Source organism: Frankiales bacterium (assembly GCA_016125335.1).
Taxonomy (GTDB): Bacteria; Actinomycetota; Actinomycetes; order S36-B12; family CAIYMF01; genus Longivirga.
Genome location: WGLY01000001.1, coordinates 152119 through 166601 on the forward strand (window position 1 = coordinate 152119; position 14483 = coordinate 166601).

Consider the following 14483-nt stretch of genomic DNA (forward strand, 5'->3'; position numbering starts at 1 on the left):
CCGGGCACGACTGGCCCGAGTCCGAAGCCGAGACTGTCGGAGGGCTGGACCACGGTTTGGTGCGTGAGGTCCGCCGTGAGGTCGCGGAGCAGCTCGCCGCGCGGCTGCAGGCCGACCCTGTCAGCGACGCGACGGCTCGCCGCGAACTGTGCCGGTCCCTGTTGGCCGACGTCCTCTCGGCCCGGGCCCGGGACCGCGTTCATGCGGGTGAACCGCAGTGGAGCGTGGAGCAGGAGTACGCCCTGGCCGATGCGGTGATGGCGGCCCTGTTCGGGCTCGGCCGGTTGCAGCCGCTGGTGGATGACCCGGACGTGGAGAACATCGAGGTCAACGGCCACGACCGGGTCTGGGTGTCCTACGCCGACGGTAGGGAGGAGCCCGGACCTGCGGTCGCGGACTCAGATGAGGAACTCATCGAGCACTTGCAGCTCCTCGCCGCGCGGGTCGGCGGGTCGGAACGCACCTTCACCACCGCGAACCCGCGGCTGCACATCCGCCTCGAGGACGGCTCCCGCCTGGCTGCGATGGCGTGGACGACGCCCCGCCCCCAGGTCGTGGTGCGCCGACACCGGGTCCGCGACGTCGACCTCGACGACCTCGTCGCACTGGGCACGGTGGACTCGACGTTGGTGGCGTTCCTGCGTGCGGCGTTGCGGGCGGGGAAGAACATCGTGGTCACGGGGTTGCAGAACGCCGGGAAGACCACTCTGATCCGTGCGCTGGCCAACGAGTTCCCGCCGATGGAGCGCTTCGCCACGATCGAACGCGAATACGAGCTCCACCTCCACGAGATGCCCGACCGGCACCCGCGGGTGGTGGCGATGGAGGCGCGGGAGGGCAGCAGCGAGAAGGACGCCGCTGGGCGTCGCGCCGGCGAGGTCACCCTCTCAGATCTGGTTGTGGACTCGCTGCGGATGAACCTGCGTCGGATCATCGTCGGCGAGGTCCGGGGTAGCGAGGCCGTCCCGATGCTGGAGGCGATGAGCACCGGCGACGGGTCGCTGTGCACGATCCACGCCCGTACCGCGCACCATGCATTGGACCGCATCGTCACGCTGTGCCTGTCGGCGGACATCGGGATGACCGATGTCTTCGCCTACCGGCTGCTGGCCGGGTCGGTGGACTTCCTCGTGCACGTGAACCTCCTCGACGAGACGGCGATCGGTGGTCGCCGGCACCGGTTCGTCTCCGAAGTCCTCGAGATCAACGGGATGGGCGAATTCGGGCGCCCCGCGACCACGACGGTGTTTACCCCCGGTCCCGACGGTCGAGCGGTCCCCGCACACGCACCGGCGTGCCTGTCGGAGCTGATCCGCGCCGGGTTCGACCCGGGGTTCCTCGACGCGAGGTCGGGGACGTGGCCGACGCGGCTGAGCAGGGTGGGGGGGCGGTGATGACCGGGTTGCTCGCCGCGTTCGCCGGCGCCGCGGTGGTGTGCGGTGTTCTTCTCGTGGCGCTCGGGTGGCGCCGGGTCCCGGTGCGTGCCGCGTCGTCGCGGTCCTGGCGACCCGAGTCCCGGCGTCGGCGGACTCGGGTGGCGGCGACGTCGTGGTCTCGGTGGCGGTGGCCGACCGCGATCACCGCGGCCGTCGTGGTGTGGCTGCTCAGCGGATGGCTCGTCGCCGGCCTCATCGTCGCGGTCACAGTGGTGGGCCTGCCGGTGATCCTCTCGACGTCCCGGACCGCTGCCGTCGCCATCGACCGAGTGGAGGCGCTGGAGGAGTGGACTCGACGACTGTCCGACATCCTCGTTGTCGGTGTCGGGCTCGAGCAGGCGATCGCCGCCACCGTGCGCACGTGTCCGGGCCCGTTGATCGATGAGGTGTCCGCGCTGGCGGCGCGGCTGGCGGCGCGGTGGCCGACGGAGACCGCGTTGCGGGCCTTCGCCGACGACCTCGACGACGCGACCGGGGACCTCATCGTCGCCACGTTGATCCTCGGTGCCCGCCGCCGCGGACCCGGCCTCGCCCGCGTGCTGAGCGCGGTCGCGGACTCGGTCGCGGAGGAGGTCGCGATGCGCCGCAAGGTGGAGGCCGAACGCGCCAAGCCACGCGCGACCGCACGTGCGGTCACCCTGATCACCTTGGGCGTGGTCGCCGTCGGTTCGCTCAACGGCACCTACCTCGCGCCCTACCGCACGCTGCTCGGGCAGCTGGTGCTGGTGGTGATCACGCTCGGGTTCGTCGGGTCGCTGGCCTGGATGCGCGCCCTGACGCTGTCCAAGCCCGAATCGAGATTCCTGACTTCGGCTCCCGGGTCCTCGGCGCTCGGCTCCTCGAGCATCGACCTCACGAACGGGTCGGCCCTGGCGCGGCCAGGGGGTGTGCGGTGATCAGCGCACCGGTCGTCCTCGCGGGCGCGACCCTCGGAGCCGGCGTCACGCTCGTGGTGCGTTCCCTGCTCCCGAACACCCCCGACCTCGCGGCCGCCCTGGATCGCCTGGACGCCACCGCGACCACACCGTCCATGACGGCACCCAGCTCCGGTCGGTTCGGTCATCTGCGGGACCGTGCCGTGCCCCCGGTCGTGCAGGCGTTCGGGTTGCGCCGCTACCGCAGCGACCTCGACCTTGTCGGGGAGACCCCGGAGGATCTCGCAGTACGCAAGCTCGGCTACGGGCTGCTCGGCCTGGTGTTCCCCGCCCTGCTGGCAGCCATGATGACGCTGCTCGGCGTGTCCCCACCGTTCGTGATCCCCGCCGTGGCCTCGCTGGCACTGGCAGCCGTGCTGTTCACGGTCCCCGATCTGGACTTGCGACGTCGCGCCGGCGCGGCGCGCGACGAGCTGCGCCAGGCGGTTTGCGCGTACCTCGAACTCGTCGCACTCGAACGCGCCGGTGATGCCGGCACGGTCGAGGCCCTCGAGCGCGCCGCGACCGTCGGAGACTCTCCTGCGTTCCTCCGGATCCGCGATGCGTTGACTCGCGCCGAGCTCGCCGGTCAGCCGCCGTGGACGGGCCTGGCCCAGCTCGCGGACGCGGTGGGCGTCCCGGAGCTCGCCGACATCGCCGACATCATGCGCTTGTCCGGGGAGGACGGGGCAGCCGTCTACGCGACTTTGCGCGCCCGTGCCGCGTCGCTGCGCAGCCAGCTGCTGTCCGCGAACGCCGCCGCGGCCAACGCGGCGTCGGAACACATGATCGTCCCCGTCGCGTTCCTGGGGATCGCGTTCATGGCCCTCATCGGCTACCCCGCCTTCGCCCGCATCCTGTTCGGCTAGGCACATCACCCGCACGAGGATCACGCCCACCACCAGGCCGCACCATCAGCGACAAGGAGATCCGACATGAGCGACGTCCTGATCCGACCCGCCCTCATCGCCGCGGGAGGCCTCAGCGCCCGGGCCCGCCGCGCCTACACGGCACGACGCGGCGGTGACCGCGATGCTGGTGTGTCGACGCTGGAGATGGTGATCATCACCCTCGGGCTGATCGCCGTTGCGACGCTGCTGGTCACCGCGATCACCCTGGCCGTGACCCGACGCACCGAACAGATCAAGTAGCCACACATGCATACGCCCGCGAGCCCCCGCAAGCGTGACCGCCCCGGCGGTGACGCGGGTTCGGCGAGCGTCGAGATCGCGATCCTCGGCCCAGCCCTGCTGCTCCTCGTCTTCGCCATCGTGCAAGGCGGGCTGTGGTTCTACGCCCACAACCTCGCCCTCGCCGCCGCCGAAGAGGGCGTCACCACCGGTGCCGCCTACGGTGCTCGACCCGACGCGGGCGTCGCACGAACCCGCAACTTCCTCGACCAGCAGGCTGGCGACTCGCTGACCGCGACCACGATCAGCAGCGCAGGAAGCACGCCCACCGTGGTCCGCATCGCAGTGACTGGCCGGTCCTTGTCGGTGCTGCCCGGCGTCCCCGGCATCGAGGTCACCGCGATCGCTGTGGGACCTGTCGAACGGTTCACCACCGACGGCGCCCCATGACCCCCGCCGGTGCGTCCCCTCGCCGTCGGGACACGGGGTCGATCACGTTGGAGCTGACGATCCTGACCCCGGCTGTCCTTCTCCTGCTCGGGCTGGTCATCGTCGCGGGTCGCATCGAGATCGCCAGCCAGGCCATCGACGGCGCGTCCCAGGCCGCGGCTCGCGAAGCGTCCCTGGCCCGAACCCCGCAGGCCGCCCGTGCCGCCGCCACGCGGGCCGCCACCGAGTACCTCGCGGCCCACAACCTGCACTGCACGGGTGTCACGGTGAGCGTGGACACCACTGGTTTCGCGGTTGCGGTCGGGAACCCGGCCCAGGTCACCGCCCGCGTCACCTGCACGCTGGATCTCGGGGACCTCTCGGTCCCCGGTGTGCCCGGTTCCCGCTCGCTGACCAGTCAGTCCGTGAGTGTCCTCGACACGTATCGGGCTCGCTGATGTCTTCCCGCTGGCGACGCACCGAGACTCCGTCCGGGTCGGACGCGGGATCGGTGACGCTGTTCCTGGCCATCACGGTCGTCGGCCTCCTGGTCCTCCTCGGGCTCGTCGTCGACGGCGGGGCGAAGATCCGCGCCGTGCAGCACGCCGACGCCGTCGCCGCTGATGCGGCTCGAGCCGGCGGCCAGGCCATCAACGTGCCCGCGGCCATCACCGGTGCCACGCCTACGGTAGATGCGCGTGCCGCGGTTGCCGCCGCGAACACGTCTCTTCGCCGCGCCGGAGTCACCGGGACCGTCAGCGTCACCGACGCCGGGAAGTCCCTCGACGTCGAGGTCACCACGACGACCCGCACCGTCTTTCTCGGCCTGATCGGGATCACCACGATGACCGTGCACGGCCACGCCCACGTCACCCTCGTCCGCGGCGTCACAGGAGCGACACCATGACCCACCACCCGCGCTCACGCGACACCCTCACTCGGCGAGCGGCACGCCCGGAACCAGTCCTGGCCGCGCCACGTCGCACCGCGGGCGACCTTGTCCGAGGCCTCGGGGCAGCAACGCTCCTGCTCGCGCTGGTCGCCGGCATCCCCGCGTTGCTCCTCGTCGTGGGGCAGCTGCACGTGGTCGGGATGCCGAGCTGGTCGACGGTGTGGGGTGCGTTGACCCGACCCGACGACGGTCACCTGTTCCTGGCCGCGCTGACCGTCCTCGCCTGGCTCGCCTGGGCGACCTTCACGTTCTCCGTCATCGTGGAAGCGATCGCGATCCTGCGCGGGCTGCCCAGCCCACGACTCCCTCTTCTCAGCGTCCCGCAGCACGCCGCCGCCGCCCTGGTCGCGACCGCCGCCGTCCTGCTCACCCTTCACCCCGCATCGACAGCGGCGCCGGCCGCTGCCACGACCGGGGTCAGCGTCGTCCTCGATGCGGCCAGCAGCCCAGCGATCAGCGCATCCGGTCCTCATCGGTCCGCAGCACCCTCGCGCGCGGAACCGCGTGCCGACGCCGCGCGGCCCAACAACGCCATACAGCCAGCTCGGGCCGCACAGGGAACACACCGAAGCGTGACGGTGCACCGCGGAGACACGCTGTGGGGCCTGGCAGAGAGGTACCTCGGCGACGGCTCACGCTTCCGCGAGATCGCCCGCCTGAACTACGGTCGACCCCAGCCCGACGGACGCACCCTGTCCGACACGCACTGGATCTACCCCGGCTGGGTGCTCCTACTCCCCACCCACGCCGAACCAAGCACACCCGCAACACCGAACCACCACCCGGCACCCAAGGCAAGCAGGCCGCACACCGACCGCACCTACCAGGTCAGGCACGGCGACAGCCTGTGGAGTATCGCGGAACACCACCTTGGTGACGGCCAGCGGTGGCGCGAGATCTACCAACTCAACCTCGGACGAGACCAGCATGTGGGTGGACGACTGACGGACCCCGACGTGATTCTCACCGGCTGGATCTTGAAGCTGCCGCCGACTACGTCGACTGGCACGGCCACCGTCGATCACCACAACACCGATCGCCCGGCTCGGCCATCAACCTCAACCACTACGCCCGCGGCGCCCGCACCACACCAACACTTGCATTCTGGTCCCCGGCCCGAGCCGGCATCTGCGACAGCAACTGCGAGACCGCAACCCGCCGACCCGAGCCCGACCACGTCGGCATCGGCCGCGGTGCCGGCCGCGGATGCCGCCGACCTGGACAGCTCAAGCGTCGGACTCAACCAGATCGCCCTGGGTCTCACCGTGCTCACGGCGACCGGAATCGTGGCCGAGCTGACCCGCCGCCGCCGACGCCAACAACAACGACGCCGACCAGGCAACCGCCTCCCGATGCCTGACGCGCAGGCGGGCATCGTCGAGCGGACCCTGCGCGCCCACCAAGACCCCATCACCATCGAGACCCTCACCCAGGCGCTCGCCGCCCTGGCGGCAACGTGCCGGGCAAGCGGCCGAGATTTGCCCCGGGTGCAGGCCGTCACGCTGTCCCCGGAGGTCCTGGACCTCAGCACCGACGACCCGGGTGACCCCGTGCACCCCTTCATGCCCGCCGGCCCCGGCATCTGGAGGCTCAACCGCGATACCGCAATCGACTCGACCGCCGATGCCGAGCAGCTGAACCCCTACCCGGCACTGGTCACCATCGGGACGGCGGGCGACTCCGTGGTCCTGCTCAACCTCGAAGCGGCCGGAACGTTGACGGTTGCCGGCGATCAGGCGAGTGCAAGCGACGTGCTTCGGGCGCTCGCTGTCGAGCTGGCGACCAGCGCGCTGGCCACGGCAACGACGCTCGTGCTGTCTCCGGAGTTCGCCGACCTCGCCGCCGTCAGCGACAGCGGGCGGGTCCAGGGCTGCGACCTCGACGACGCGACCGGACCCCGGGTCGACAAGACCACCTCCGCGGTGTCCGAAATCCTGAAAGACGCCGGAGTCACCGACGTCAACGTCGCGCGATCGCGTGGGTTGGCGCCGGACACCTGGACGCCACACATCTTCATCACACCCGTCCGCACCGAGGCGCAGCCGTGGTCCGGTGTCGCCATCATCACCGCGACCCCCGGTGGCCAGGGATGGGACCTGCGCGTCTATGCAGACGGAACCGGAATTCTGGACCCCCTCGGGCTCGTCATCCGGACCCAGCGGATCACGGCTGAGGACTTCGACTCCGTCGTCGGACTCCTCACGCTCGCCACCGACCCAGAACCTGCCCGCACCGACGTCGTGGTGTCCGATGTGTTCCCGCAGCCGCAGTCTGTCGCGACGCCGTCCGCGCCCAGAACGCCGATCTATGCGTTGAACGCTCACCGCGCGGCCGTCTCGGCGGCCCTGTCCCCACCGCCGGCTGCAGAGCGGGAAGCTAACGCGGTGGGCTCGGCCGTGACAGAGGGGCCGCGTGTCTGCGTCCTCGGTCGCGTCGAGGTGCAGAACACCCAGCCCGGGCACGCGCATCAACGCAAGTCGCGAGCCGCGGAGCTCGTCGCCTACCTGACGCTGCACCCCGGCGCGAGCGCCCCCGAGATCGACGAAGCCATGTGGCCGGGACGCCGTGTCACCGTCGAGACCCGCAACACCTTCGTCTCGCGGACACGCTCCTGGCTGGGAACAGCACCGAACGGTACTCACTATCTCCCCTTGGTCGCCGAGGCTGGCGACTACCGGGTCGGTGCAGGCGTGAGCTGCGACTGGCATGACTTCCTGCGCCTCGCGAACGAAGGCCTCGCAGCGGGACACGGCGGAGCGGAAGACTTGGAACGGGCGCTCCAACTCGTGCGAGGCCGACCCTTCCTCGGCATCGATCCCACCACCTACATCTGGGCGGAGGCTGACGCCCAGGAGATGACCAGTTCCATCGTGGACATCGCCCACGAGCTCTGCGTCATCCGACTCGACCGACACGACACCCGAGCCGCTTTGAGAGCCGCGGCGCGTGGCCTACTGGCCGACCCAGCCTCAGAACTCCTCTACGGACACGCCATCAGAGCTGCCGCCCTTGAGGGTCAGACCGACATGATCGATCGCCTGGTCGGTCGCCTGCGGGCGCAGACCGAAGCCATCGACCCCGACGCCGGCCTCAGCGACGAGATCATCGAACTCCTCAGCACCCTCAGCGGTGCTTAACCTCCCGTCGAGTCGCAACGCGCGAGGCGTCGATGAGAACGCTTGAGAGGGTGGGGAACGGTCGTCTTGAGTTGTCATGCGATGGGTTCCGTCGCGATCAACTACGTTGGGACCAACGAATGGGGCGGGCGAACCCGCCCTGGTTCGGTGTCGTCTATCGCAGCGTCGACGTGAACCAACTCAACCGACGAAGGAATCTCAGTGGCACTTGACCCGTCAGACGTGCGCCGATGGGCGAAGGCGACGAAGATCCCTACCTCCGACCGCGGGCGGCTCCCGAGAAGCACGACAGCCCTCTACCTCAAGGCGCATCCGTCACTCGCCCGCGAGCTCGCGGCCAATCACGGAATCGAGGTGTCCTCGCGCGGACCCGTGAGCGCCTGGGCATGCGAACAAGTCGCTGACCTGCTCTGAGTTGCCCGGGGGTCACTCCCCGAGTTCAGCGATGAAGACAAACTCGAGCCCCGGTCGAGCTGGAGCGTCTCGCACTTCCACCAACGAAAGACCTGCTGAGTCGAGCGACACTTCGGTGTCGTCGCGGGAGCGGAACCTGAGCGTCGACTCGGAGGTGAGAATCTGCCCTGCGACGTTGAAGGTCGTCGCAAAGGTGACGAGTTGACCGGCAATGCTTCGCACTTCATTCCAGCTCTTAACCACACCAACCTGGGGTACGAGGGCGCGGGTCAGTGAGTCCCGCTTGGACTAGGACTCCCATGCCAGTCGCGATGGATCCGTGGCTTCGAAGGCGATCCGGCCAGCGCTGCGAAGGCTTTGTCGAGCCACCCGCAGGACTGCGCTCCATTCGTCATCCCCCAGAAAGACCTGGCGACATTGCCGGTCATCGCGACCAAATCCACCTGCAGGGGCGGCATGTCCGTCGCGGTCGACTGGATCCAACGTGAGCCGACGGGTGAACGACGCGCGACCACTGCCGTCACGAGGAAGTTCAGCGCCCACCCCGGTTTGACCCCCCTTCCGTGCACTCCTCCTAGTAGAGGGCTCGTTCATTCGCGAGCCAGGTGACTCTGCGTTGGGAGACGTGGTGATGATCGCGATGCGGGTGCGGACAGCTCTGCTGGCGGCGGACCCGGGAGTGACCCCGAACAACGGTGGCCTGCCCGGGCTCAGTGTGCTCAAGCAGATAGTGGGGGCCCTGCTCACTTGGGGACTGGTCGCGTGCGTGGCGGCGCTCGTGATCTCGGTGATGATTTGGGCGTTGGGTCATCACGGCGGTAACTACTCCCAGGCCACCACTGGGAAGACCGGTGTGCTGGTCGCCTCGGGCGGCGCGTTGTTGATCGGCGGGGCGAACGCGATCGTGGCGTTCTTCTCCGGCCTCGGCGCGGGGATCCACTGACATGGCGCAGCCATGGGTCGATGTATGTGCGGGGCCTCTCGACCCGCTGTGCCAGGCCGCTGGGGGAGTGGCGGGTTCGGTGGGTGGTGCGGCCTCCGATGCGATCCTGGGCGGTCTCGGTTCTGCGTTCGTCACGGCTGCCGACCAGGTCTCGGCGACCGCGCTGGCGGCGCTTGATGCAACGACAGGGATCGATCTGACGGCGGACTGGTTCACCCGCAACTTCGGTGTCATCGCCGCGATCACCTTGCCGGCGGTGGTGGGTTTGTTCGTGCTTCAGGTGATCGCCGCGGTCGTGAGGCGCGAGCCCGGCGGCCTGGTGCGGGCGGTAGTCGGGGTGGGCCAGGCGTTGCTCGGCGCTGCCCTCGCGATCGCGGTCACGCAGACCGCTCTGCTCGCTGCCGATCAGATCTGCACGTTCATCGCCGCATCGGCGAACACGACTGTGACCGGGGCTGCGGCTCGTTTCCTCCAGCTCACGTGGCTCGCGGGCCCTCAGGCGGGGCCGGTCCTTCAGATCCTGCTCGGTCTGGCGATGATCGCCGGGTTCCTCCTGATGTGGGGGGTGCTGCTGTTCCGCAAGGCGGCGCTGATGCTCGTCGCGGTGTTCGCACCCATCGCGTTCGCGGGTCAGGTGTGGGACCACACCCGGGTGTGGACCCGGCGATGGATCGAGGTCGTCGTCGCGCTGGTGTTCTGCAAGGTCGTCATCGTCGTCGTGTTCGTCGTGGGTGCTAGCGCGTTCGCCGGAATCGGTCCGACCGTCTCGGGGGACGGGTCGGCACCGGCGTCGAGCACCGCCTCGGGTTCGCTGTCGGACCTGCTCGTCGGTCTGCTGTTGCTGAGCATCGCGGTATTCGCGCCCTGGCTGACCTGGCGCTTCGTGCACTGGTCCGGGATGGAAGCGGCCGCGGTCATGCACGGCGCTGTCTCGGCCGGTCCTGTGCCGAGTGCCATGCGGGCGACGGGGTCCCAGGCCAGGTTCATGGCGCAGTCCGCGGCCACCACGATGCTGCTCGGCGGCGCGGGTGGGGCGGCCGCCGCCGCTGGTGGGGCGGGCGCCTCAAACGGTGCCGCGGCCGGGGCGAGCGGCTCAGCCAACCCGGTTCCGGCTGCGACGTCTGCACCCACCGTCGCGCCGTCCACGGCGAGCGGCACGAAGCGGTCCGGTGTCGTGGTCGGGTCTGCTCGACGTTCCGGGGACGGTGATCGGTCATGACCGCGACGCCGGCGACGTCGGTCAGGTTCGGTCGCCTCGAGCGCCGCGGAGTGCTGCTCGGCCTCGACGCTGGTCAGCTCACCGTGCTCGGCGTCGCCCTGGTCGTGCTGGTCGTTGCTGAGTACGGCGCCGGCGCCGTCGGGGTCGCCGTCACAGCACCGGTGTGGGGGACGCTCGCCGCAGTCGCACTCGTGAGCGTTGCGGGCAGGCCCGTCACGAGGTGGCTGCCGATCGTGGGCCAGTGGGTGCTGCGTCGGGTGTTCCGGGCGACCCGCTACGTGGCACGCCCGCTGCGAGACAGCGGGCCAGAGTCGTTGTCGTTGCCCGGGTTCTCGGGGCGCCTGACCATCACCGCCTCACCGACGACTGGTGCGGCGCTGGTGTTCCATCGTCGGTCAGGGACCGTGACGGGGATCCTCGAGCTCACCGGGCGCGGGTTCCTGCTGGAGGACCCCGGGTCCCAGGATCTGCGGGTCAGCGGGTGGGGTCGGGTTCTGGCCTCGCTGTGCCAGCAACCGGAGATCGTCCGGGTCCAGCTGCTGCACCGGAGCAGCGCGGACGGTGCTGCGGGTGTTCGCCGATGGTGGTTTGAGCACGCGCTGGCGGACGCGCCGTGGGCGACTCGGGTGGTCGCCGACCTTCTCGCAGAGTCGACAACGCTGACCGACCGGCGCGACTGCTTCCTCGCGGTGGCGGTCCGGGTCCCGCGCGGTTCCCGACGGGTGAACGCCGCCGTAATCGACGCGGTGGAGCAGCACCTGGCAGCGATCACCGACGCGCTCGTTGCCGCTGAAGTCGACGTTCGCAGTGTCGTGTCACCGGCGCGCCTTCGTGGGGTGCTGCGCGCCGCGTATGACCCCATGGCGGCGCTGGACGGCCCACATTTGGAAACGGGAGACGGGCTGGTCGGGCCGATGGGGGTGGCGGAGTTCTGGGAGTTCGTGCGCACCGACTCCGCGCATCACGCCGTCTACTGGGTGGCGGAGTGGCCGCGTAGCGACTTCCACCCGGGTTTCCTTCAGCCGCTGCTCCTGGCCCCGGGGGCGCGTCGAGCGTTCACCTTGATCGCGGAGCCGTTGTCGGCGTCGGCGGCGTTGCGGGAGATCCGACGCGCGAAGGTCGAGCACACCGCCGACGCCGCCCAGCGTGCCCGGATCGGGCGGCTCGAGGACGCGTCGACCCGTGCCGAGGCGGACGATCTCCTGCGCCGAGAGCAGGACCTCGTAGGCGGGCATGGTGACCTGCGCTTCGCCGGCCTGATCACCGTCTCCGCGGGCAGCCGCGTCGAGCTCGAAGCCGCCTGCCGCGCCACGGAAGCCGCTGCAGCGCAAGCGATGTGCGAGCTGCGACTGCTGGTCGGCCAGCAGGGGCAAGCTCATGCGGCCGCGGCCCTTCCGCTGGCGAGGGGTCTGCTGTGAGCGCCCGCGCGCCCCGGGGCGCCACCGGCAGTTCGGCCTTCGCTACCGATGCCCGGCACTGGCGCACCGGGAGCCCGATGCGGGTGGCAGCGCACCGGGCGAGCTCGGCGACCCTGGCCGGCGCCTACCCGTTCCTCGCCCCTGCACCGGCCGAAGTCGGTGTCTACCTCGGCGTGGATGTCCTCACGGGGGGCCCGTTCTGCTTCGACCCTTGGGCGCTCTACGCCGCCGGGGCGCTGACCAACCCGAACGTGCTGCTCGCTGGGGTGATCGGTCAGGGCAAGTCCGCGCTGGCGAAGTCCCTCGCGGTGCGCTCGATCGCGGCTGGCCGCCGCGTGTATGTCCCTGGTGACCCGAAGGGGGAGTGGGCGCCGGTCGCCCACGCCGTGGGCGGCACGGTCGTGTCTCTGGGCCAGGGCTTGTCTACCCGGCTGAACCCGCTCGACCCCGGGTCGCCGCCTCGCGGCGGCGATCCGGTCGCGTGGCGTGCGGTGGTGCGGGGGCGACGGTTGCGGCTGCTCGCGACGGTCGCGGAGACGACCCTGGGTCGTGAGCTGGTTCCGGTCGAGTACGGCGCCCTGGACGCCGCGCTCACCGAGGCCGAGCGCCACACCACCCCCACGGTCCGCGACGTCGTGGAGGCGCTCATCGACCCCGACCCGGCGCTGGCCACCCGTGACAACACGAGCACCGGGCAGCGGGCTGCCGAAGGTCGTGACCTGGCCTTCGCGCTGCGTCGCCTGATCCGCGGCGACCTGGCCGGCATCTTCGACGGGCGATCGACCCACACCCTGGATGCGGGCGCACCGATGGTGGTGCTCGACCTGTCCGCGCTCGGGTCCGACGACCACGCCCTCGCCGTCGCGATGACGTGTGCGTCGTCGTGGCTCGAGGCCGCCCTCACCTCCGCCACCGTCGGGCACCGGTGGGTGATCTACGACGAGGCCTGGCGACTTCTGCGGTCGCTGCCGTTGATCCGCCGGATGCAGGCCCAGTGGAAGCTGTCCCGCGCCTACGGCGTCGCGAACCTCCTCGTCCTGCACCGCCTGTCCGACCTCGACGCCGTCGGCTCCCAGGGCAGTGAGGCGCGGGCCATCGCCGACGGCCTGCTGGCGGACTGCTCCACCCGCGTGGTCTACCGGCAGGAGAGCGACCAGCTCGGTGCCACCGCGACCTCCCTCGGGCTTACGGGCACCGAGCGCGACCTGCTCCCCGCGCTGCCGCGCGGCACCGGGCTGTGGAAGGTCTCCGGGCGATCGTACGTCGTGCGGCATCGCCTGCACGTCGACGAGCTCGCGGTGTTCGACACCGACGCCGCCATGCGCGCAGCGACTGAGTCGGGGGAGGGGCGGTGAACGCCGTGCATCTGGCCGAGCAGGCAACCCTGGGTGCGCTGATGCTCGAACGCGGGCTCGACGCGGACGTCACGGCGTGGCTGCGTGCGGAGGACTTCGACCACCCGTGGCACCGCTCGGTCTACGCGAGCATTCGCGAGCTCCACGCGGCGCACGCACCCTTGGACCCGCAGCGAGTCGGCCTCGCGTTGACGGACCGGCTCGGACCCCGCGCGGAACTGCCGCATCTCCTCGACCTGCTTCAAGCGGCACCCACCCGCCCGGTCGGACGCCGCTACGCCGCGATGGTGCTGGAAGCATCCCTGCGTCGCGACACCGCCTGTCAGGGCGTGCTCCTGCAGGCAGCGGCACTCTCGGCGGGGTTGTCGCAGCACAGCCGCCCCGTCACGGCAGTCGTCGCGCAGGTCGATGCCAGCCTCGACAACGCCGAGCTCCGGTGGCGCTACGCGACGAATGACCCCGTCCCGACCCGCACCGATGTCGAGGTCGTCGGTCTGGGCGTTCCGGTGTCGGCGCTGGGCGCGGACCGGCTCCTGCAGGCGCACCCCGCGTTGGATCCTGCGGCGGTGCGCCGCGGTGAGGAGGCACTGGTTGCGTCGCTGATCGCCCGTCCCGACCACATCGGCGAGGTCGCCCGTTGGTTGCGACCCGACGCGCTCACCCACACCGCCTGGCGACCCGTCTACGCGGCCGTGATCCAGCTTGCCGAGCTGGGAGAGCCGGTCGACGTCGTGACCGTGTCCTGGGAGGTCCACCGCGCCAGCTCCCGCCTCGGCCCGGGACCGGGCACCCGGGAACTGCGCGACGCGGTCGAGTCCGCCGCCTGCACCGACCCCGCCCACCTGGCCCGCGCGGTCGCGAGCGACCACGTCCGGATCACTGCCGACCGGGCCGCGCACGCGCTGCGTGCGGCCGCGGGCAACCCGGGCGTGGACCTCACCGACGTCCTGGCCACCGGGCACCTGCTCACCTCCGCGTTACGCGAGAGCGCCCTGGCACTGCCGGCGGCACCGCGCGACGAGGTCCCCTACCTGGGGATCGCCGGCTACGACTTCGGCCCCGATCGCGTCCCGCACTCATCGCAGGGCCAGGCTCACGACCTGGGGCTGGTGTCGCGATGACGCCCCGACACCGCC

15 protein-coding genes are annotated in these 14483 nt (G+C 70.6%); 14 read left to right on the forward strand and 1 reads right to left on the reverse strand.

What is annotated here, in order from left to right; translation table 11 throughout:
• Positions 1-44 precede the first annotated feature (44 nt).
• The 9 genes from GC157_00715 to GC157_00755 all read left to right on the forward strand — a co-directional run bounded on the left by GC157_00715 (position 45) and on the right by GC157_00755 (position 8412).
• The gene (locus GC157_00715) at positions 45-1394 is read left to right on the forward strand and encodes a CpaF family protein (protein ID MBI1375997.1); all 1350 of its coding nucleotides are present in this window, start codon (positions 45-47) and stop codon (positions 1392-1394) included.
• Positions 1394-2332, forward strand: a complete 939-nt coding sequence (locus GC157_00720) for a hypothetical protein (GenBank protein ID MBI1375998.1) — start codon at positions 1394-1396, stop codon at positions 2330-2332. Before GC157_00715 ends, GC157_00720 begins: the two co-directional genes overlap by 1 nt.
• A gap of 56 nt (positions 2333-2388) precedes the next feature.
• A complete protein-coding gene (locus GC157_00725; protein MBI1375999.1) occupies positions 2389-3219 on the forward strand; it encodes a hypothetical protein in 831 nt (276 codons plus the stop codon).
• Between the two features lie 66 nt (positions 3220-3285).
• A complete protein-coding gene (locus GC157_00730; GenBank protein MBI1376000.1) occupies positions 3286-3501 on the forward strand; it encodes a hypothetical protein in 216 nt (71 codons plus the stop codon).
• A 6-nt stretch (positions 3502-3507) separates the two neighbouring features.
• The gene (locus GC157_00735) at positions 3508-3930 is read left to right on the forward strand and encodes a pilus assembly protein (protein ID MBI1376001.1); all 423 of its coding nucleotides are present in this window, start codon (positions 3508-3510) and stop codon (positions 3928-3930) included.
• The gene (locus tag GC157_00740; protein MBI1376002.1) at positions 3927-4367 is read left to right on the forward strand and encodes a pilus assembly protein; all 441 of its coding nucleotides are present in this window, start codon (positions 3927-3929) and stop codon (positions 4365-4367) included. The genes GC157_00735 and GC157_00740 overlap by 4 nt, the downstream gene beginning before the upstream one ends.
• A complete protein-coding gene (locus GC157_00745) occupies positions 4367-4816 on the forward strand; it encodes a hypothetical protein (protein ID MBI1376003.1) in 450 nt (149 codons plus the stop codon). The genes GC157_00740 and GC157_00745 overlap by 1 nt, the downstream gene beginning before the upstream one ends.
• Entirely contained in the window at positions 4813-7998 is a 3186-nt protein-coding gene (locus tag GC157_00750) for a LysM peptidoglycan-binding domain-containing protein (protein MBI1376004.1), read from the forward strand. The genes GC157_00745 and GC157_00750 overlap by 4 nt, the downstream gene beginning before the upstream one ends.
• A 195-nt stretch (positions 7999-8193) precedes the next feature.
• Entirely contained in the window at positions 8194-8412 is a 219-nt protein-coding gene (locus GC157_00755; protein MBI1376005.1) for a hypothetical protein, read from the forward strand.
• Positions 8413-8424: 12 nt separating this feature from the next.
• Here GC157_00755 and GC157_00760 read toward each other — a convergent pair whose 3' ends face one another.
• Positions 8425-8655: a hypothetical protein gene (locus GC157_00760; protein MBI1376006.1), complete on the reverse strand. Its 231-nt coding sequence runs from the start codon at positions 8653-8655 to the stop codon at positions 8425-8427.
• A 397-nt stretch (positions 8656-9052) separates the two neighbouring features.
• On the opposite strand from GC157_00760, the gene GC157_00765 reads away from it, so the two are divergent.
• The 5 genes from GC157_00765 (at position 9053) to GC157_00785 (ending at position 14468) form a co-directional block, all read left to right on the forward strand.
• Positions 9053-9355, forward strand: a complete 303-nt coding sequence (locus tag GC157_00765) for a hypothetical protein (protein ID MBI1376007.1) — start codon at positions 9053-9055, stop codon at positions 9353-9355.
• Between the two features lie 79 nt (positions 9356-9434).
• A complete protein-coding gene (locus GC157_00770) occupies positions 9435-10574 on the forward strand; it encodes a hypothetical protein (GenBank protein ID MBI1376008.1) in 1140 nt (379 codons plus the stop codon).
• Positions 10571-11992, forward strand: coding sequence for a hypothetical protein (locus GC157_00775; GenBank protein MBI1376009.1), 1422 nt, complete (start codon positions 10571-10573; stop codon positions 11990-11992). The genes GC157_00770 and GC157_00775 overlap by 4 nt, the downstream gene beginning before the upstream one ends.
• Positions 11993-12069: 77 nt before the next feature.
• The gene (locus GC157_00780) at positions 12070-13347 is read left to right on the forward strand and encodes an ATP-binding protein (protein MBI1376010.1); all 1278 of its coding nucleotides are present in this window, start codon (positions 12070-12072) and stop codon (positions 13345-13347) included.
• Entirely contained in the window at positions 13344-14468 is a 1125-nt protein-coding gene (locus GC157_00785; protein ID MBI1376011.1) for a hypothetical protein, read from the forward strand. The genes GC157_00780 and GC157_00785 overlap by 4 nt, the downstream gene beginning before the upstream one ends.
• The last annotated feature ends 15 nt before the right edge of the window (positions 14469-14483 follow it).